Here is a 19,651-nt window from a genome sequence, read left to right on the forward strand (position 1 = left end):
GTCATGGACAGAGCACTGTGGATCATCGGTCTGGCGATCTTCTGGGTCGCGATGATCGGCCTGATGTACGTCGGCTGGCGTGGACGCGCTCGACGCCAGAAAGACAAGATCGGCGAACTGCCGACGGTACCGGCAACCCTGGGTGAACTGCTCGTCCTGCCGACCACCGGCCTGTACGTCGGCAGCACCATCGCACCCAGTTGGCAGGACCGTATCGCCGTCGGCGACCTCGGTTTCCGCGCCACCTGCGAGATCAGCCGCTACAGCGGCGGAATTCTGGTCGAGCGTGACGGCGCGTCGGCGATCTGGATTCCGGAGAAGTCGATCCGCGCGATCCGCACGGAGAACGGTCTTGCCGGCAAGGTCATGAGCAAGGACGGCGTCCTGGTGATTCGCTGGGAATTGCCGAGCGGAACCGAGATCGACACGGGCGTGCGCGGTGACGACAAGACGGTTTATCCGGACTGGGTCAAGCCGGTGACTGCTTCGAACAAGACCGCTTCGAACAAGACGAATGACAACGAAGACGCAAGCTCTGGCGACATCGAGCAGAACGGAAAGAACGCATGAGCGGCTTTGACAACAGCCCCGCAGTACTGGTCCTCGAAGATGGACGGGTGTTCCGCGGAACCACCTTCGGTGCGGTTGGACAGACCCTGGGCGAAGCGGTGTTCAGCACCGGAATGACCGGCTACCAGGAAACGCTCACCGATCCCAGCTACCACCGCCAGATCGTCGTCTCCACCGCACCGCAGATCGGCAACACCGGCTGGAACGACGAAGACGACGAGTCGGTCGGACCGACCGGCGAGCGTGCCGGCGCCAAGATCTGGGTTGCCGGGTACGTCGTTCGTGACCCCTCGCGCGTCACCTCGAGCTGGCGTGCAACCGGTTCGCTGCAGGCCAAGCTCGAAGAGCAGGGCATCGTCGGAATCGCCGGGATCGACACCCGCGCCCTGGTTCGCCACCTGCGTACTCGCGGTTCGATGAAGGCCGGAATTTTTTCCGGTGAAGCCATCGCCGCCGATGACGAACTGGTCCGACGGGTTCAGGATCAGCCGACCATGCTCGGCGCCGATCTTGCCGGTGAGGTCAGCACCACCAGCGGCTACGTCGTCGAGCCGAAGGGCGGGGAGGCGCTGTACACGGTTGCCGCCATCGACCTCGGTATCAAGACCAACACCCCGCGCATGTTCGCCGAGCGCGGTATCCGCGTCCATGTGTTGCCGTCCAACGCGAGTCTCGAACAGATCCTCGACCTGAAGGCCGACGGAGTGTTCCTCTCCAACGGTCCCGGTGACCCAGCCACCGCCGACGGCGCAGTCCACCTCACGAAAGAGGTCATCGGACAGGGCTTGCCGCTGTTCGGTATCTGCTTCGGCAACCAGATCCTGGGCCGCGCCCTGGGCCTGAGCACCTACAAGATGAAGTTCGGCCACCGCGGAATCAACATCCCGGTGATCGAGCATCAGACCGGTCGCATCGCGATCACCGCTCAGAACCACGGCTTCGCGCTCGAAGGCGAAGCCGGTCAGGAATTCGACACCCCGTTCGGCCGCGCGGTGGTCAGCCACACCTGCGCCAACGACGGAGCCGTCGAAGGTGTTCGCCTGCTGGACGATTCGGCCTTCTCGGTGCAGTACCACCCCGAGGCGGCAGCCGGCCCGCACGACGCCGCGTACCTCTTCGACCGCTTCACCAGCCTGCTCTCCGCACGGAAAGAAACCGGAGTCAAGAACTAATGCCACGCCGTACAGATCTCAAGCACATCCTGGTAATCGGCTCCGGTCCGATCGTCATCGGTCAGGCCTGCGAGTTCGACTACTCGGGCACCCAGGCCTGCCGCGTCCTCCAGGAGGAGGGCCTGCGCGTCAGCCTGGTCAACTCCAACCCGGCCACCATCATGACGGACCCCGAGTTCGCCGACGCCACGTACGTCGAGCCGATCACGGCCGAGTTCCTCGAGAAGGTCATCGCCAAGGAAGCCTTGCAGGGCAACAAGATCGACGCCGTCCTCGCGACGCTCGGCGGTCAGACTGCGCTCAACGCCGCAGTGGCGCTGCACGAGCAGGGCATCCTCGAGAAGTACGACGTCGAACTGATCGGCGCAGACTTCGACGCCATCCAGCGCGGCGAGGATCGCCAGAAGTTCAAGGACATCGTCGCCAAGGTCGGTGGCGAATCCGCGAAGTCCGCAGTTTGCTACACGATGGACGAAGTACACGCCACGGTCGCCGAACTCGGTTACCCGGTTGTCGTGCGTCCGTCCTTCACCATGGGCGGCCTCGGTTCCGGCATGGCGTACGACGTCGACGATCTCAACCGCATCGCCGGTGGCGGTCTGGCCGCGTCGCCGACGGCGAACGTCCTGATCGAGGAATCCATCCTCGGTTGGAAGGAATACGAACTCGAGCTCATGCGTGACAGTCGCGACAACGTCGTGATCGTCTGCTCCATCGAGAACGTCGACCCGGTCGGTGTCCACACCGGAGACTCGGTCACCGTCGCCCCGGCGATGACGCTGACCGACCGCGAGTACCAGGCGATGCGCGACCTTTCCATCGACATTCTGCGAGAGGTGGGCGTCGACACCGGCGGCTGCAACATCCAGTTCGCGATGGACCCGAAGGACGGCCGCCTGGTCGTCATCGAGATGAACCCGCGTGTCTCCCGCTCGTCGGCTCTGGCGTCGAAGGCGACCGGTTACCCGATCGCGAAGATGGCGGCCAAGCTTGCCATCGGCTACACGCTCGACGAGATCGTCAACGACATCACCAAGGAAACCCCGGCTTGCTTCGAGCCGACACTCGACTACGTCGTCGTCAAGGCTCCGCGGTTCGCTTTCGAGAAGTTCCCCGGTGCCGACGGAACTCTGACCACCACGATGAAGTCGGTGGGCGAGGCCATGAGCATCGGCCGCAACTTCACCGAGGCTTTCGGCAAGGTCATGCGTTCGCTCGAGACCAAGCGTGCGGGTTACTGGACCGGCGCCGACATCGAGACGGAGAGCCTGGATGCACTGCTCGCCGATCTGAGCGTTCCGCAGGACGGCCGCATGTACGGCATCGAGAAGGCATTCGCGCTCGGCGCAACTGTCGAGCAGCTCTTCGACGCCACCAAGATCGATCCGTGGTTCCTCGACCAGTTCCAGCAGATTCACGAGCTCGGTGAAAAGCTGCGCGCTGCAGAGTCTTTCGACGAGGCTTCCCTGCGTCAGGCCAAGTACCACGGCATCTCGGACCGCCAGATCGCGGCTCTGCGCCCCGAACTCGGTGGTGACACGCACGCAGGTGAGGACGCCGTTCGCGCTCTGCGTGATCAGCTGGGCGTGCGCCCTGTCTACAAGACCGTCGACACCTGCGCCGCAGAGTTCGAGGCCAAGACGCCGTACCACTACTCGACCTACGAGCTCGATCCCGAGGCCGAGTCCGAAGTTGCTCCGCAGACCGAGCGACCCAAGGTTCTGATCCTCGGATCCGGCCCCAACCGCATCGGTCAGGGCATCGAGTTCGACTACTCGTGTGTCCACGCGGCGCAGACGCTGTCCGAGGCCGGGTACGAGACCGTCATGGTCAACTGCAACCCCGAGACCGTCTCCACGGACTACGACACCGCTGATCGCCTGTACTTCGAGCCGCTGACGTTCGAGGACGTCTTCGAGGTCTACCGCGCGGAGGCGCAGTCGGGCACCGTTGCCGGCGTCATCGTCCAGCTCGGCGGCCAGACCCCGCTCGGACTGGCGAAGCGTCTCGAAGCTGCCGGCGTCCCCATCGTGGGAACCAGCCCCGCAGCCATCGACCTGGCGGAGGACCGCGGCGAATTCGGCCGCGTACTGACCGAAGCCGGTCTGCCCGCACCGAAGTTCGGTACCGCCACCACGTTCGACGGCGCCCGCGAGATCGCGGCAGGTATCGGCTACCCGGTGCTGGTGCGTCCGTCGTACGTGCTCGGTGGTCGCGGCATGGAGATCGTCTACGACGAGGCTTCCCTCGCCGACTACATCTCGCGCGCCACGGAGATCTCCGACGATCGTCCGGTCCTGGTCGACCGCTTCCTCGAAGACGCGGTCGAGATCGACGTCGACGCTCTGTGTGACGGCACCGAGGTGTACCTCGGCGGCGTCATGGAGCACATCGAGGAAGCCGGCATTCACTCCGGTGACTCGGCGTGTGCGCTCCCGCCCATCACTCTGGGCCGGGCGGATCTCGAGAACGTCCGCCGCTCCACCGAGGCTCTCGCGAAGGGCATCGGCGTCAAGGGCCTGCTCAACGTCCAGTACGCCCTCAAGGACGACATCCTCTACGTGCTGGAAGCAAATCCCCGCGCCAGCCGCACGGTTCCGTTCGTGTCCAAGGCGACGGCCGTCCAGCTGGCCAAGGCATGCGCCCGCGTCATGCTCGGCGAATCCATCGCGGAACTGCGTGCGAGCGGCATTCTGCCGGCGAAGGGCGACGGCGGAAACACCCCGGCCGGTGCACCGATCGCGGTCAAGGAAGCTGTGTTGCCGTTCAACCGCTTCCGCCGCGCCGACGGTACCGGCGTGGATACCTTGCTCAGCCCGGAAATGAAGTCCACCGGTGAAGTCATGGGAATCGACTTCGACTTCGGTACGGCTTTTGCCAAGTCGCAGACTGCCGCCTACGGTTCGTTGCCCACCACGGGCGCGGTGTTCGTCTCGGTCGCCAACAAGGACAAGCGTTCGCTGATCTTCCCGGTCAAGCGCCTGGCAGACCTCGGATTCACCATTCTTGCCACCGAAGGAACCGCAGATGTTTTGCGGCGCAACGGTATCGAGTGCAAGCAGGTGTACAAGCAGTCGGGTGAAGATGTTCCGGCCGGTGCCGAGACCATCGTCGACCAGATCCGCAGCGGCGAGGTCGCCATGGTCATCAACACGCCGTACGGCAACAACGGCCCGCGTGTCGACGGCTACGAGATCCGAAGCGCAGCGGTTGCGTCGAACATCCCGTGCATCACGACGGTGCAGGGCGCCTCGGCTGCCGTGCAGGGCATCGAAGCAGCCATTCGCGGCGACATCGGAGTTCACTCCCTGCAGGAATTGCACGCAGGTCTTCGTCAGCCGGCACAGCAGTCGTGAGTCACAGTTGGGGGCAGCGTCTCCGGTCCGCGATCGCGGACCGGGGGCGGCTGTGCGTCGGTATCGACCCGCATCCCGCGCTTCTCGACGCGTGGGGACTGCCGCGTACGGCCGAAGGTCTCGAGACTTTCGCCGAGATCTGCGTCGAGGCCTTCACCGGTGAGGTCGGACTGGTCAAACCTCAGGTCGCGTTCTTCGAGGCTTACGGCAGCGCCGGCTTCGCCGTGTTGGAGCGGACCATCTCGGTTCTTCGTGATGCGGGAACTCTGGTCGTCGCGGATGCCAAGCGCGGTGACATCGGTTCGACGATGGACGCGTACGCGCAAGCCTGGTTGGGTGATTCGCCGTTGGCCTCCGACTCGGTCACCGTTTCGCCGTACCTGGGATTCGGGGCGCTGACTCCGACACTCGAACTGGCACGGCAGAACGCCCGCGGGATCTTCGTCCTGGCACGAACCTCCAATCCGGAAGGCGGCGTACTTCAACAGTCGTCGACTGACGGTGTGAGCGTGGCTCAGTCGATCGTCGACGCTGCGGTCGATGCGAACGGCGACGGCCGTGACACCGTCGGACTGGTGGTCGGTGCAACTCGGGACCACGGTCTGGACCTGTCGCAGTTCAACGGCCCGATTCTCGCTCCGGGACTCGGCGCGCAGGGTGCGACGGCAGCGGATCTCGCAGACATCTTCGCGGGATCGACCGAGCTCCTGCTGCCGAACACTTCCCGTGGGGTGCTCAAGCATGGTCCTTCGGTATCGGCACTTCGGGAGGCAGCAATGCGTGACCGAGACGAGATCGAAGCCGCATTGGCGAACTGATCCGTGAGTGACCTCGAGGCTCGTTCGAGCGGTGGAACCCGGTGGTACCGTCCGTCGGTGAATCGTTGGTGGCAGATCGGACTTCTCGTCGCGGCGTGCGCGCTGCTGGCCACCGGGTTCCAATCCGTCACCGGCGTACACGGCGACGATCTCGCCGTGTACCGGACGGCGGGTCAGGCCGTCCTCGACGGCTCGAACCTGTACGACGAGTCGTTCAACGCGAGACTGCCGTTCACGTATCCGCCCTTCGCTGCGCTCGTCGCCGTTCCAGTCGCCCTGGGTTCCTGGGGTGCGGTCCAGTGGGGATGGAGTTTCGTCAGCCTCCTGATGCTGGCCGCGATCATCGTGCTCAGCTATCGCGAAGTCCCGTTCACACGTAAGCGGCCAGTCGTCGTCTACGTGGGTTTCCTGGTCCTGTGGACGGCGGCATCGCCGATCTCCGATCACCTCGGGTACGGCCAGGTCGGGTTGTTTCTGACTCTCCTGTGCTTGATCGACGTGCTGGCTCGACCACGGTGGATTCCCGAGGGTGTGCTGGTGGGGATCGCCGGCGCGGTCAAACTGGTGCCACTCGTCTACATCGGTTACTACGTGATCACCGGGCGCTGGAAAGCAGTTGCGGGCGGCCTCGCCGGCTTCCTCGGCGCCACGGCTCTGGGCTTTGCGGTTCTCCCGCGCCAGACGATCGACTACTTCGGCGACATCGCCTCACTCTCGGGGCGCGTCGCCGTCGGTGACCCGTCCGTGTTCGGTAACCAGTCCGTGCGTGGAATGGCCTTGCGGCTACTTCCCGAGGGCCTGGTGGGTCCGGCATGGCTCGTCGCCTGTGCGGTGTTGGGTGTCCTCGGAATTGTCGCGACGCGGCGCGCTCAGCGCCTGCGGGGCCATCTCGCCGGTTTCACGGTGGTGGCTCTGCTGGCGGCAATCGTGACTCCCATTGCCTGGACGCACCACTTCGTGTGGTTGGTGCCGGCGGTCGGTGTACTCCTCGTTCCGATCAAGTCGGGCGTGGGGGAGGGCACTCGATCGGTCCCTGTGTGGTCCTGGATCGCGATCGGTCTCACCGCTGTCGTAGTGCTGTTTCGGCTTCCTCGAGTCGGCGCGGACATGGATATCCCGGTAGTCGGCTTCGTGCTGGAGAATTCATTGCTCTGGGCGAGCCTCGCGGTAGTGCTCGCTCTGGCCGCCCCCGGCGTGAGTCGCATCGAACCCGAGACGGTCGACGCCGGCGATCCGAAATCGTCGCTGCAGACCTGAAAACGGGCCGCGACACGCGCATAGGCGTCGAAAATGCTCGAAAATTTTGGATGTGTCGGCGACCACGTTCATTCCCGCAGGTAACGATTTCGCACACTCGCACGGGGGTGTCGCACGCTATGGGTCGAAATACATTGTGTTACAGTCTATTTCGGTACTGTACGCACGTTCGTGTGGCGTCGAATTCGTCTCGATCCAGCCGAAAACGGTGACGATCCGTGACATCGATTCGACGCGCATAACCCACCGCGATCTGCATCGGACCGCGGGGGGTGGGTTAGCAATTCGCGCCAGGCGTGAGTACGGTCGCTATCGCTGCTGGTTATCAGCGGAATAGACAAAATTTGCACACGACGAGACGGAGGAACCGTGGCCCTTCCCCAGTTGACTGATGAGCAGCGCGCTGCTGCTTTGGAGAAGGCAGCTGCTGCCCGCAAGGCCAGGGCTGAGCTCAAGGAGCGCCTGAAGCGTGGCGGCACCGACCTCAAGCAGGTCCTCAAGGACGCCGAAGACAACGAAATCTTGGGCAAGATGAAGGTTTCGGCACTGCTCGAGGCGCTGCCCAAGGTGGGCAAGGTCAAGGCTCAGGAGATCATGACCGAGCTGGAGATTGCACCGACCCGTCGCCTTCGTGGCCTCGGTGATCGGCAGCGCAAGGCTCTGCTCACCAAGTTTGACTTCGAGGCCTGAGCCGACAAGTGATGATTGCTGACGCGGCAGTGTCTGATGATTGCTGACGCAACAGTGTCAGAGAGCAAGACCGCAGTGCGGAGGGGTCGGCTGGTTGTACTGGCCGGCCCTTCGGCTGTCGGTAAGTCCAGCGTCGTTCGCGAGCTGAGAACTCGGTTGCCTGAACTCGTTTTCAGTGTTTCGGCGACCACTCGCGATCCCCGTCCAGGTGAAGTGGACGGCAAGGACTACCGATTCACCTCCCGTGAAGAATTTCAACGGATGATCGACTCCGGTGAACTTCTCGAATGGGCGGAAATCCACGGCGGCCTGCAGCGCTCCGGCACCCCCGCAGCTCCGGTCGAAGAAGCGCTCGAAGCTGGAAAGCCCGTTCTCGTCGAGGTCGATCTCGCCGGAGCACGAGCTGTCCGCAAGGCGATGCCCGAGGCTCTGTTGGTGTTCATGGCTCCACCGAGCTGGGACGTTCTGGTGCAACGGCTGACCGGACGTGGAACCGAAACGGAAGACGTCGTGGCGCGCCGACTCGAGACGGCCCGAGTGGAATTGGCCGCACAGGACGAGTTCGACACGGTCATCGTGAACGAGGATGTAAGCCGTGCTTGCGATGAGTTGGTATCCTTGTTGGTTGGGAACTGATTCCGCACCCTTCGGGAACCGATTTCCACCCCGTTTCTCAGATATCCGGATCGATAAAACTAGTTCTTCAATGAAGATCTAATTCAGGAGACACAAGAGTGAGCAGCACTTCAGCCGCGTCCGCAGCAGGTCAGGGCGCTCTGCCTGCCTACGACACCCCGCTCGGCATCACCAACCCGCCGATCGACGAGTTGCTCGAACGCACCTCTTCCAAGTACGCCCTGGTCATCTACTCGGCCAAGCGCGCGCGCCAGATCAACGACTACTACAACCAGCTCGGTGACGGCATCCTCGAATACGTCGGACCTCTGGTCGAGCCCGGTCTGCAGGAAAAGCCGCTGTCCATCGCGTTGCGTGAAATCCACGCTGATCTCCTCGAGCACACCGAAGGCGAGTGAGCACCACATCTGCCGCACCCGAACCTCGTTCGGGTGTCGGGGGAGTGTCCGACGCGCCCACATCGATACGTAAGCGCATTGTCGTCGGTGTCGGTGGGGGTATCGCCGCCTACAAGGCGTGCTCGATCATCCGCAGCTTCACCGAGAGCGGTCATCACGTCCGCGTGATTCCGACTGAATCCGCTCTGGAGTTCGTCGGGCGCGCGACGTTCGAAGCACTCTCCGGCAACCCGGTTCACACCGGCGTCTTCAACGACGTCCCGCAGGTTCCGCATGTCCGTCTCGGACAGGAAGCCGATCTGGTCGTCATCGCGCCGGCAACCGCTGATCTGATGGCGCGAGCGGTCATGGGTCGCGCAGACGACCTGTTGACGGCCACTTTGTTGACCGCGCGCTGTCCGGTCGTCTTCGCCCCAGCAATGCACACCGAGATGTGGGAGCACCCCGCATCGGTCTCGAACGTGGCGACACTGCGTTCGCGCGGCGTCCACGTGATCGAACCTGCCTCCGGGCGTTTGACAGGGAAAGACACCGGAGCCGGTCGACTTCCCGAACCCGACGAGATCGTCGGGTTGGCATCGTTGCTCCTCGAGCGCTCGGACGCGTTGCCGCGCGACCTGGAGGGTCGCCGCATTCTGGTCACCGCCGGCGGTACTCGCGAGCCGCTCGATCCCGTGCGCTTTCTCGGTAATCGCAGCTCGGGCAAACAGGGCTACGCGCTCGCCCGTCTTGCCGCGCAACGCGGCGCGCACGTGACACTGATCGCCGGGTACACGGCTGATCTCGCCGACCCCGCCGCTGTCGACGTCGTGCACATCAAGACGGCCGAAGATCTCCGGTTGGCAGTGGAAAAGCACGCACCGGGACACGACGGAGTCGTCATGGCTGCGGCTGTCGCGGACTTCCGCCCCACCACCGTCGAAGGCAGCAAGATCAAGAAGGGCGCAAACGAACCCGACTCGATCAGCCTCACCAGAAATGCCGACATCCTCGCCGGTCTCGTCGAAGCGCGTCGTGACGGCGACTTGGATGCTCGAACGGTGATCGTCGGATTCGCCGCTGAGACCGGTGACGCCCATGGTGACGTTCTCACCTATGCCCGCTCCAAGCTTGCCCGCAAAGGTTGCGATCTCCTCGTGGTCAATGCGGTCGGCGAGGGCAAGGCGTTCGAGGTCGATCACAACGACGGTTGGTTGCTCGGTTCCGACGGCTCGGAGTCCGCTCTCGAACACGGATCCAAGGCTTTGATGGCCAGTCGAGTACTCGACGCCCTGGTCAAGCTCTTTCCCGAGTAGCGACACGCGCCCGGTGGTGAGAGTTACCCCACGATAATCGGGTGAGTACAAGGGTGTTGCGCAGGCGGTCCAACCGTTATCGTCGGCTCAGCCCCCAGCTAACAAAGCATGACAAAACGGTCACCGAACGGTGATTCGGATACTTCAATAAGCTGTAGTCAAGAACTCAGTCGTCGAGAGGGAGATCTGTGAGCAAGTCCGGCAGTCGGCTATTCACCAGCGAGTCCGTCACCGAGGGGCACCCGGACAAGATCTGTGACGCGATCAGCGACTCGATCCTCGACGCGCTGCTCACCCAGGACCCGCGCGCCCGCGTGGCCGTCGAGACACTGGTCACCACCGGCCAGGTTCACGTAGCCGGTGAGGTCACGACCACTGCGTACGCGGACATTCCGAAGATCGTGCGCGACACGGTCCTCGAAATCGGCTACGACAGCTCCGCAAAGGGCTTCGACGGAAATTCGTGCGGCGTCAACGTCGCGATCGGCGCCCAGTCGCCCGAGATCGCGCAGGGTGTCGATCACTCGCACGAGGCTCGCGTCGACGGAATCAGCGACGACGAGATCGACCGTCAGGGTGCGGGCGACCAGGGCCTGATGTTCGGCTACGCCACCACCGACACGCCGGAACTGATGCCGCTGCCCATCGCGCTGGCTCATCGTCTCTCTCGCCGGTTGACCGAGGTCCGTAAGTCCGGCGTGCTGCCGTACCTGCGCCCGGACGGCAAGACCCAGGTCACCATCGAGTACGACGGTGACAAGGCTGTCCGTCTCGACACCGTGGTCATCTCCACCCAGCATGCCGCTGACATCGACCTCGACAACCTGTTGACGCCCGATCTTCGCGAGAAGGTGCTTCACTCGGTGCTGACCGACGTCAACCTCACCGATCTCGACACCTCCGATGTTCGTCTGTTGGTGAACCCGACGGGCAAGTTCGTCCTCGGTGGCCCGATGGGTGACGCCGGTTTGACCGGCCGCAAGATCATCGTCGACACCTACGGCGGAATGGCTCGCCACGGTGGCGGCGCGTTCTCCGGCAAGGACCCGTCAAAGGTCGACCGCAGCGCTGCCTACGCCATGCGCTGGGTGGCCAAGAACGCTGTTGCCGCAGGTCTGGCCGACCGCATCGAGGTTCAGGTCGCCTACGCCATCGGCAAGGCAGCTCCGGTCGGACTCTTCGTCGAAACCTTCGGCACCGAGAAGACCGATCCGGCACGGATCCAGAAGGCGATCACCGAGATCTTCGACCTGCGTCCGGGAGCGATCATCCGCGACCTCGACCTGCTGCGCCCGATCTACGCGCAGACGGCGGCATACGGTCACTTCGGTCGCACCGACATCGACCTCCCGTGGGAGAGCACCGATCGCGCCGACAAGCTGCGTAGCGCAGCTGGTCTCTGATCACTGACGTACAGACGGGGCGCGGGTGGGCGCGGAAAGAGTAGCGGCAGAAGTCGATCCGGTCGCCCGGGTGCTGCCGATGCTCCCGCTCGCTCACCTCGACCGTGAATTCGACTACCTCGTTCCTCGTGAACTCGAAGCGGATGCGCAGCCCGGAGTCCGGGTGCGCATCCGCTTCGCTGGTCGTCTGGTGGACGGTTTCATCGTCTCGCGCGAGGCGACCAGTGACCATCAGGGGAAGTTCGGCTGGCTCGAACGCGTCATCTCGTCCGAGCGGGTCTTGACGGCCGAAATCGCGCAAGTCGTCGATCGTGTGGCGGAGCGTTATGCCGGAACCCGCGCCGATGTTCTCCGTTTGGCGGTACCGCCGCGCCACGCGAAGGTCGAGGCGGAACCGTGGGAGCCCGCCGAGTCACCGTCCGCTCCTGAACCGATCGAAAATGGTTGGCATCTCTACAGATTCGGTGACGCCTTCCTATCCGCCATTCGCGAGTCGAAAAGCCCGCGTGCGGTCTGGCAGGCGTTGCCTGGTGAAAACTGGCCACTGCGCCTGGCCGAACTGGCCGGGGCCGTAGCGGCAAGTGGTAAATCCGCGATCCTGGTTGTGCCCGATCAACGCGACCTGGACCGCGTCGTCGCCGCTTGTACCGAACTCTCCGGAGCGGATGCGGTGGTAGGTCTGTCCGCGGGCCTGGGGCCGGCCATGCGATATCGGAGGTGGCTCGCTGCACTGCGCGGGACCGCCCGGATCGTCGTCGGCACACGGAGTGCTGTTTTTGCGCCGACGCCCGAGACCGGTCTTGTCGTCGTCTGGGACGACGGCGACGACAACTTGTCCGAGCCGCGGTCGCCGTATCCACATGCCCGCGAAGTTGCCGTCCTGCGTGGCTACGTCGCCGGGTGCGCCGTCGTGATCGGTGGGTTCTCCCGTACGGCAGAAGCGCAGGTACTCGTCGACTCGGGATGGGCGCACGATCTGGTCGCTACGCGGGACGTCGTTCGTGCCCACGCACCCAAGATCACCGCGCTTGCCGACAGCGATCAAGCCTTGGCCCGCGATCCGGGAGCCAGAGCGGCTCGTTTGCCCGCTATTGCATTCGCGGCCGCCCGGCGCGCTCTGGGTGAGGGCAACGGAGTCCTGGTACAGGTGCCTCGGCGGGGGTACGTACCGACCCTGGCCTGCGGAAAGTGCCGTGCCCCGGCACGGTGCCGTCGGTGCAACGGCCCACTGGCTCTTCCCGCTGCGGCAGGTCCCGACGGCGCCGGGACACCGGCGTGCCGCTGGTGCGGGGTTGCCGATGCCGCCTACCGATGTCACGCGTGCGGGGCGAAAGCGTTGCGCGCGGTGGTGGTCGGTGCCGGCCGGACCGCCGAAGAACTCGGGCGGGCGTTTCCCGGTGTGAAAGTTGTTCTGTCCGGGGGCAGTGATGTGGTCAAGGAACTGCCACACGGGCCCGCGTTGGTGGTCTCGACAGTGGGTGCGGAGCCGGTGATGACCGGCGGCTACGGCGCCGCGCTCTTGCTCGACGGCTGGGCACTGCTCGGCCGACCCGATCTTCGCGCCGCCGAGGAAACACTCAGACGCTGGATGTCGGCTGCTGCCATGGTGATTCCGCTGTCCGAAGGCGGTGAAGTTGTGGTTGTCGCAGACTCGGGTATCCCGACGGTGCAGGCGTTGGTCCGATGGGATCCAGTGGGGCACGCACAGTCTCAATTCGAGGAACGGGACGAGGTCGGCTTTCCTCCGGCCGTTCACATGGCTGCGATCGACGGTGGATCCGCAGCAATTGCGGAGTTGGTGGACTCGGCTGATCTGCCGGCAAGTGCTGTACTGCTCGGACCAGTGGAACTGCCTGCGGGGGAGAGGCTTCCGTATTCCGGTGAGGACGAGAGCGGTGTCGCGCCGGAGCGAATGCTGGTCCGCGTTCCACGCAAGGACGGTCGCGGCCTTGCGGACGCTCTGGCACATGCGAGGGCCGCGCGCAGTGCGCGGAAGTCTTCGGGTCCGGTCCGCATTCAGATCGACCCACGCCGCATCGGCTAAGTTTCGAGTTGTCGGAGGAATCCTTGCGCTACCCGATATGACGATATATCGTCGAACTATCAACGATAGTGATGGAGGTTCGACGATGGATGCAAGTTTCCCGAACGAGGGGATGTTCGGCCGGCGCGGTTTCTTCGGCGGTTTCGGCCGTGAGCAACGGCCACCATTTGTGATGTGGGTGCCGACGGACGACGGCGCGTCGGGCGATGGTCCCGGCGATCGAGACGGTGGACGACGCGGTCGACCGCACGAGCGGCCGGGCTTCGGTGACATGCCACGCAGAGGCCACCGGCGGGGGCGTTTCGGTCCAGACGGCGGACCCGGCCCCGGCTTCGGTCCGGGCGCTCAATTCGGTCGCGGGCGAGGACGTGGCGGACGAGGTCGTCGAGGAGATGTGCGCGCTGCGATTCTGCTGTTGATCGCCGAAGAGCCGATGCACGGCTACGAATTGATTCAGCAGATCGTCGAGCGCAGCGGCGGCGTCTGGAAGCCGAGTCCGGGTTCCATCTATCCCGCCCTGTCCCAACTCGAGGACGAAGGACTCGTCATCATCGAAAAGGTTGCCGGCCGCAAAACCGCCAAGCTGACAGAAGAAGGCGTCGGGTACGTCGAGGAACATCGCGCCGATCTCGGGGCGCCGTGGGATGACGTTCGTCTCAGCGTAGGGGAGCCGGAGCAGGACCTTCGAGAACTGATCGGCCAGCTGATGGGCGCGGCCGGTCAAGTGGCTGCTGTAGGCACACCAGCGCAGGTCAAGGCCGCAGCCGACGTACTTGTCGAGGCGCGCAAGTCGCTCTACCGAGTGCTTGCCGGTGATGACGCCGATGAAGGCGGCAATTGAGGCGTCGGATACCTACTGTTCGGTAGGGTATGCGCCTCGAAGTTTCTGGTGTTACGGTCAGCTCCCTCGTAGGATCAGAGCAGGAGCAGGAACAATGGCTGGCGTCAAACGGTCTGTGGGACTGACATTTTCGGTAGCAGTGGCGCTGCTGATCGGAGCACCGCCGGCTATATCGGGTGCCGCACCGACGCTTCCGTCTGCGAGTGCCGACGCGATGGACGTTCCTCTCGACATCGGTCCGGGTCAGGCGACCCGTTCCGTTGCTACGGCATATGCGCATGCTCATCCAGGATCCGCACCTGCCGGATCGAACGATTTCGGCTGTGAGCCTTCCGCCACGCATCCCCGACCGGTTGTACTCGCGCACGGAACCGACACCGAGGCGTACGCGGATTGGGCGGCCCTGTCGCCGGCACTGGCAGCTGACGGCTACTGCGTCTTCGCTCTCAATTACGGCGGTGCGATCAAAGAAGAAGACGGGGACGTCGCACACGAGACCTACGGCGTCGGCGACATAGTCGGTAGTGCCACCGCGTTCGGTTCTTTCGTCGATCAGGTGCTGACCGCGACCGGAGCGGACAAGGTCGACGTGATCGGCTATTCCCAAGGCGCGACGGTGACGCGGTACTACGTCAACAAGATGGGCGGCGACGCCTACGTCGATCATTGGGTCGGTTTGGCTTCGCCGACCTACGGTGGGGTGATGTTCGGGTTGGTTCCCATTGTCCGTGCGATCCCCGGCGGAGAAGCCTTTGTCGAAGACGTCTTTTCGCGAGCTGTCCGTGAGCAGATGCAGGGGTCGGATATGTTGAACACCCTCAACGCCGGCGGTGACACCGTACCCGGAGTGCGCTACACGACCATCGGGTCCACTGTCGACGAGATGATCCAGCCGTCCTCGAACATCGCGCTCCGCGGTGCCGGTGCAGAAAACATCGTCCTCCAGGATCTGTGCCCGTCTAACCTGACCGGCCACTTCCGCATGCCGTACGACCCCTACGTGATCGACGTCATCCGGACGGTCCTCGACCCCGATGCCGAGCGGCACGCTTCGTGCAGCGTGGTGCCGCTCGGCACGGATATTCCGCAAGTGGTCATCGACGCAAATTCGTGAGCTGCAAATTCGTGAGCTGCTAACTCGTGAGCACCGAGATCACGTGGGTCGGGATGTTTACTCGGCGAGCTTGGCAGTGGCCTGCGCCCACAGGAAGAACTTGTTCGTTCCGAGGTCGCGGACGGTCTTGATGTTGAACGCTGCCTTCAAATGTTCTGCGTCCGAATCGCTTACGCCGTTGAGTGCCGCGACCGGGGCGTCCGCCAATTCTTCGACGGACTTTCCTGCGTAGGCCTTGTCGAACTTACTGTCGATGCCTGCCATCTAAGTTCCTCCGTGTGATCGGTGTATCCCGTATCAGCCTCCGCCGAGTGGCGACGACAGAAACAGTCAATACCGAGGACCGGTGAATGTGCAGGGTTCTGATCAAAGAAATTGCTGAGAAAGTGGTTCGGTGCGGCGCGAGGTAGGTCGTAGCTCTCGCAGTCCTTAGACTGACAGTTCCACCCACCGACACATCCGGGAGCATTTTCGTGAGTTGCAGTCCACCGCGTTCGACAGGCCGATCGGCTGATCAGAGTCCGAAGAGCCCAACGAAACGGGAGAGCTGACATGCGCGTCGTGTTCGCCGGAACACCCGAACCCGCGGTTCCTTCACTGCGTCGGCTCATCGAATCCGCCAACCACGAAGTGGTAGCCGTCGTCACGCGTCCGGACGCTGTGGCGGGCCGCGGTCGAAAAGTCACCCGATCGCCGATCGGTCTGCTTGCCGACGAGCACGGCATCCCGGTGCTGACGCCGGCCAAGGCGTCCGATCCCGACTTCGCGGCCGAACTCGCCCGCCTCGAACCGGACTGTGCACCCGTCGTCGCCTACGGAAACCTGTTGCCACAGAACGTCCTCGACATTCCGAAATACGGTTGGGTCAATCTGCATTTCTCGTTGCTTCCCGCGTGGCGCGGCGCCGCGCCGGTGCAGGCCGCGATCAGTGCCGGTGACGAGGTGACGGGTGCGAGCGCGTTCCGTTTGGAAGCCGGGATGGATACCGGCCCCGTGTACGGAGTGATGACCGAGCGGATTCGCGACACCGATACGGCAGGCGACCTGCTCGGGCGTCTGGCGGAAAACGGCGCTGCCCTGCTCGAATCGGTACTCGACGGCCTGGAGGCCGGAGAGATCAACGCGGTTCCGCAGTCTGACGACGGCGTCTCGTACGCCCCCAAGGTGACGGTGGACGCGGCCCGCGTGCGATGGGAACTGCCCGCTCGCACGGTGGACCGGCACATCCGAGCCGTCACACCCGCACCCGGGGCCTGGACGATGATCGGTGATCTTCGAGTCAAGGTCGGCCCGATCACCGTCACGGACGAGACCCTGGCAGTCGGTGAGATCTCGGTACGCAAGGATGGTCTGTACATCGGTACCGCGACCACCGCGGTGCGACTCGGGCAGATTCAGCCCCCGGGCAAGAAATTGATGTCGGCAGGGGACTGGGCACGCGGTGCCCGACTCGACGCGGAGGTACGAGCACAGTGACCGAATCACGACGACCGGCACGGCGGACACAGGGTCCCGGAGCCAAGAACGGCGGCGGCGCCAAGAACACCAAGCCGAAGCAGGCCAAGCGGCCTGATCCGGCAACCGCCGGGCTCGATCAACCGCGTCTGGCGGCGCGTGACGTCCTGCGCGCGGTCCGTGAGCGTGACGCGTACGCGAACCTGGTTCTGCCAGGGCTCCTGCGTGACCGCAAACTCGACGCACGCGACGCGGCGCTGGCAACCGAACTGGCGTACGGCGCGGCACGTGCTCAGGGACTGCTGGATGCGGTGATCGCCCATGCAGCGGGTCGGCCGATCGAAGAGATCGACGGAACTCTGCTCGATGTTCTCCGACTCGGCTCGTACCAATTGCTGCGCACTCGTGTCGCACCGCACGCTGCCGTCGCAACCTCGGTCGATCTGGTCCGCGCCGAAAACGGCCAGGGCCGAGCAGGATTCGTCAATGCGGTCCTGCGCCGTGTTTCCGAACGCACCCAGGAGGAGTGGGTCGAGCTGCTGGCCCCGAAGGACCCGGTCGGCCGGCTCGCCTTCGAGCACGCTCACCCCCTGTGGATCGCGCAGGTATTTGCCGACTCGCTCGGCGCTGCTGCCGGTGAACTCGAAGACGTCCTGATCGCCGACGACGCCCGCCCTGCAGTACACCTCGTCGCCCGCCCCGGCGAGATCTCCGCCGAGGAGCTTGCACTGGTGACCGGCGGCGAGATCGGGCCGTACTCGCCGTACGCCGTGCATCTCGACGGCGGTGACCCCGGACAGCTCGAGGCGGTCCGCCAAGGCTTGGCGGGCGTGCAGGACGAGGGCAGTCAGCTGGTGGCCCGCGCCCTCAGCATTGCTCCTCTCGAAGGTGAAGACTCCGGACGCTGGCTCGATCTCTGCGCAGGTCCGGGCGGTAAGGCAGCGCTTCTCGGCGCTCTCGCCGGTATCGAAGGCGGGCGACTCGACGCCGTCGAGCCCGTCGAACACCGTGCCGAGTTGATTCGCAAGACCACTCGCGAGCTTCCCGTGGACGTACACGTGGCGGACGGCCGCGAATCCGGGCTCGAACCCGGATACGACCGGATCCTCGTCGACGCTCCCTGCACCGGGTTGGGTGCGCTGCGTCGGCGCCCGGAGGCACGTTGGCGTCGCCAGCCGTCCGATGTGGCTCCGCTCGTGAAGTTGCAGCGTGAATTGCTTGCTGCCGCAATCGAACTGGTTCGCCCCGGCGGAGTGGTGCTGTACTCCACGTGCTCGCCGCACTTGTCGGAAACGCTGGCAGTGGTCGCCGATGCGGTGCGGCGTCATGGCGTCGTGGAACTCGACACCAAGGAATTGGTGCCAGGTGTCCCGGACGTCGGAGACGGATCGTCGGTTCAGTTGTGGCCGCATCGACACGGCACGGACGCTATGTTCATGGCCGCTTTGCGCAAGCCGCTGGCCTGATCGGATGACTTCTGGGCATCGGTAGTCGTATGGTGCCTACATGGTTACGTGGGAACAGGTTGTAGTACTGGGTTCGGCTCTTCCCTCCGTGGAAGAGTCGACCTCGTACAACACCCCGGCACTCAAGGTGGCAGGTAAAACTTTTGCACGGCTCCGCACCGAAGCGGAGGGCGCTTTGGTCGTGATGTGCGGTCTGGACGAGAAGGAGGCGCTACTCGCCAGTGGCGAGGCGGCTTTCTTCACCACCGATCACTATCACGGGCACGGCTCGATCCTCGTGCACCTCGAACTGATCGACGAGGTGCAGTTGGGTGAGATGCTCGAAGACGCGTGGCGTATCAAGGCACCGGCCAAGGTGCGAAAGCTCCACACCGTCGTCAAGAACTGATCTGATTGCACCGGCTCCGATGTGCATGCACGGTCGGCAATGAGACACAGCTAAACTCGGCGTCGTGGCTTCCCCGATGATTGCACCGTCCATTCTGTCCGCAGATTTTGCTCGACTCGCTGATGAAGCGACTGCCGTGTCCGGCTCCGACTGGCTTCACGTCGACGTGATGGACGCGCATTTCGTTCCCAATCTCACGCTGGGTCTGCCGGTGGTCGAGAGTCTGCTGAAGGCGACGGATATTCCGCTCGACTGCCATCTCATGATCGAGAATCCGGAGCGCTGGGCGCCGCCGTACGCCGAGGCCGGTGCGTACAACGTCACGTTTCACGCCGAGGCCACCGACGATCCGCGTTCGGTTGCCCGCGATATTCGTGCAGCTGGTGCCAAGGCGGGGCTGAGCATCAAGCCTGGAACCCCGATCGACGACTACCTGGAAATCCTCAAGGACTTCGACACCCTCTTGATCATGAGCGTCGAACCCGGATTCGGTGGTCAGTCCTTCATGCCTCAGGTGCTCGACAAGGCACGCGCAGTTCGAAAGCTCGTCGACTCGGGTGAGCTGACGCTCCTTGTCGAAATCGACGGCGGCATCAACGCTTCCACGATCGAGCAGGCCGCTGAAGCAGGGATCGACTGCTTCGTCGCCGGTTCGGCGGTGTACGGAGCGAGTGATCCCGGTGATGCGGTGCGCAAGCTGCGCGCGCAGGCCGCCTCGGCGTCGCCGCACCTGACGCTGTCGGTCTGA

General features: G+C 64.2%; 18 protein-coding genes. 17 read left to right on the plus strand and 1 reads right to left on the minus strand.

Annotated elements, in window-relative coordinates:
• The first annotated feature begins 3 nt into the window (after nt 1-3).
• From ACN50D_RS04485 to ACN50D_RS04545, 13 genes are all read left to right on the plus strand, one after another.
• The gene (locus ACN50D_RS04485; protein WP_003944773.1) at nt 4-570 is read left to right on the plus strand and encodes a transporter; all 567 of its coding nucleotides are present in this window, start codon (nt 4-6) and stop codon (nt 568-570) included.
• Nucleotides 567-1,742, plus strand: a complete 1,176-nt coding sequence (carA, locus tag ACN50D_RS04490; RefSeq protein ID WP_007728009.1) for a glutamine-hydrolyzing carbamoyl-phosphate synthase small subunit — start codon at nt 567-569, stop codon at nt 1,740-1,742. The genes ACN50D_RS04485 and carA overlap by 4 nt, the downstream gene beginning before the upstream one ends.
• The gene (gene carB / locus ACN50D_RS04495; RefSeq protein WP_003945010.1) at nt 1,742-5,098 is read left to right on the plus strand and encodes a carbamoyl-phosphate synthase large subunit; all 3,357 of its coding nucleotides are present in this window, start codon (nt 1,742-1,744) and stop codon (nt 5,096-5,098) included. The genes carA and carB overlap by 1 nt, the downstream gene beginning before the upstream one ends.
• Nucleotides 5,095-5,916 carry an orotidine-5'-phosphate decarboxylase gene (pyrF, locus tag ACN50D_RS04500; protein WP_007728008.1) on the plus strand — a complete coding sequence of 274 codons (822 nt, stop codon included), beginning with the start codon at nt 5,095-5,097 and terminating at the stop codon, nt 5,914-5,916. The genes carB and pyrF overlap by 4 nt, the downstream gene beginning before the upstream one ends.
• A gap of 57 nt (nt 5,917-5,973) precedes the next feature.
• The gene (locus ACN50D_RS04505) at nt 5,974-7,173 is read left to right on the plus strand and encodes a glycosyltransferase 87 family protein (RefSeq protein WP_230793238.1); all 1,200 of its coding nucleotides are present in this window, start codon (nt 5,974-5,976) and stop codon (nt 7,171-7,173) included.
• A 369-nt stretch (nt 7,174-7,542) separates the two neighbouring features.
• A complete protein-coding gene (gene mihF, locus ACN50D_RS04510; protein WP_003944825.1) occupies nt 7,543-7,863 on the plus strand; it encodes an integration host factor, actinobacterial type in 321 nt (106 codons plus the stop codon).
• A gap of 36 nt (nt 7,864-7,899) precedes the next feature.
• Nucleotides 7,900-8,499 carry a guanylate kinase gene (gene gmk / locus ACN50D_RS04515; protein WP_003944801.1) on the plus strand — a complete coding sequence of 200 codons (600 nt, stop codon included), beginning with the start codon at nt 7,900-7,902 and terminating at the stop codon, nt 8,497-8,499.
• A 98-nt stretch (nt 8,500-8,597) separates the two neighbouring features.
• Nucleotides 8,598-8,897: a DNA-directed RNA polymerase subunit omega gene (rpoZ, locus tag ACN50D_RS04520; RefSeq protein ID WP_003944996.1), complete on the plus strand. Its 300-nt coding sequence runs from the start codon at nt 8,598-8,600 to the stop codon at nt 8,895-8,897.
• The gene (gene coaBC / locus ACN50D_RS04525; protein ID WP_372450099.1) at nt 8,894-10,192 is read left to right on the plus strand and encodes a bifunctional phosphopantothenoylcysteine decarboxylase/phosphopantothenate--cysteine ligase CoaBC; all 1,299 of its coding nucleotides are present in this window, start codon (nt 8,894-8,896) and stop codon (nt 10,190-10,192) included. The genes rpoZ and coaBC overlap by 4 nt, the downstream gene beginning before the upstream one ends.
• 188 nt (nt 10,193-10,380) lie before the next feature.
• Nucleotides 10,381-11,595: a methionine adenosyltransferase gene (gene metK / locus ACN50D_RS04530; RefSeq protein ID WP_003944827.1), complete on the plus strand. Its 1,215-nt coding sequence runs from the start codon at nt 10,381-10,383 to the stop codon at nt 11,593-11,595.
• 25 nt (nt 11,596-11,620) lie between these two features.
• Nucleotides 11,621-13,639 (plus strand): primosomal protein N', encoded by a 2,019-nt coding sequence (locus ACN50D_RS04535; RefSeq protein WP_080726519.1) that lies wholly within the window; start codon nt 11,621-11,623, stop codon nt 13,637-13,639.
• Between the two features lie 172 nt (nt 13,640-13,811).
• On the plus strand, nt 13,812-14,480 hold the full coding sequence (locus ACN50D_RS04540) for a PadR family transcriptional regulator (protein ID WP_372450105.1): 669 nt from the start codon (nt 13,812-13,814) through the stop codon (nt 14,478-14,480).
• A gap of 94 nt (nt 14,481-14,574) precedes the next feature.
• On the plus strand, nt 14,575-15,594 hold the full coding sequence (locus tag ACN50D_RS04545; protein WP_211920204.1) for an esterase/lipase family protein: 1,020 nt from the start codon (nt 14,575-14,577) through the stop codon (nt 15,592-15,594).
• A gap of 57 nt (nt 15,595-15,651) precedes the next feature.
• On the opposite strand, the gene ACN50D_RS04550 is transcribed toward ACN50D_RS04545, so the two are convergent.
• Nucleotides 15,652-15,858, minus strand: a complete 207-nt coding sequence (locus ACN50D_RS04550; protein WP_003944900.1) for a hypothetical protein — start codon at nt 15,856-15,858, stop codon at nt 15,652-15,654.
• A gap of 288 nt (nt 15,859-16,146) precedes the next feature.
• Between ACN50D_RS04550 and fmt the strand changes: the two genes are divergently transcribed.
• The 4 genes from fmt to rpe all read left to right on the plus strand — a co-directional run bounded on the left by fmt (nt 16,147) and on the right by rpe (nt 19,651).
• Nucleotides 16,147-17,070, plus strand: a complete 924-nt coding sequence (gene fmt, locus ACN50D_RS04555) for a methionyl-tRNA formyltransferase (protein WP_064075328.1) — start codon at nt 16,147-16,149, stop codon at nt 17,068-17,070.
• Nucleotides 17,067-18,515 carry an RsmB/NOP family class I SAM-dependent RNA methyltransferase gene (locus tag ACN50D_RS04560; protein WP_003944903.1) on the plus strand — a complete coding sequence of 483 codons (1,449 nt, stop codon included), beginning with the start codon at nt 17,067-17,069 and terminating at the stop codon, nt 18,513-18,515. The genes fmt and ACN50D_RS04560 overlap by 4 nt, the downstream gene beginning before the upstream one ends.
• Nucleotides 18,516-18,555: 40 nt before the next feature.
• The gene (locus tag ACN50D_RS04565; protein ID WP_003944924.1) at nt 18,556-18,903 is read left to right on the plus strand and encodes an MmcQ/YjbR family DNA-binding protein; all 348 of its coding nucleotides are present in this window, start codon (nt 18,556-18,558) and stop codon (nt 18,901-18,903) included.
• A 64-nt stretch (nt 18,904-18,967) separates the two neighbouring features.
• On the plus strand, nt 18,968-19,651 hold the full coding sequence (gene rpe, locus ACN50D_RS04570; RefSeq protein ID WP_007727987.1) for a ribulose-phosphate 3-epimerase: 684 nt from the start codon (nt 18,968-18,970) through the stop codon (nt 19,649-19,651).

The organism is Rhodococcus sp. SB1D (assembly GCF_048573875.1).
In the GTDB taxonomy this organism is placed as follows: Bacteria; Actinomycetota; Actinomycetes; order Mycobacteriales; family Mycobacteriaceae; genus Rhodococcus_F; species Rhodococcus_F qingshengii.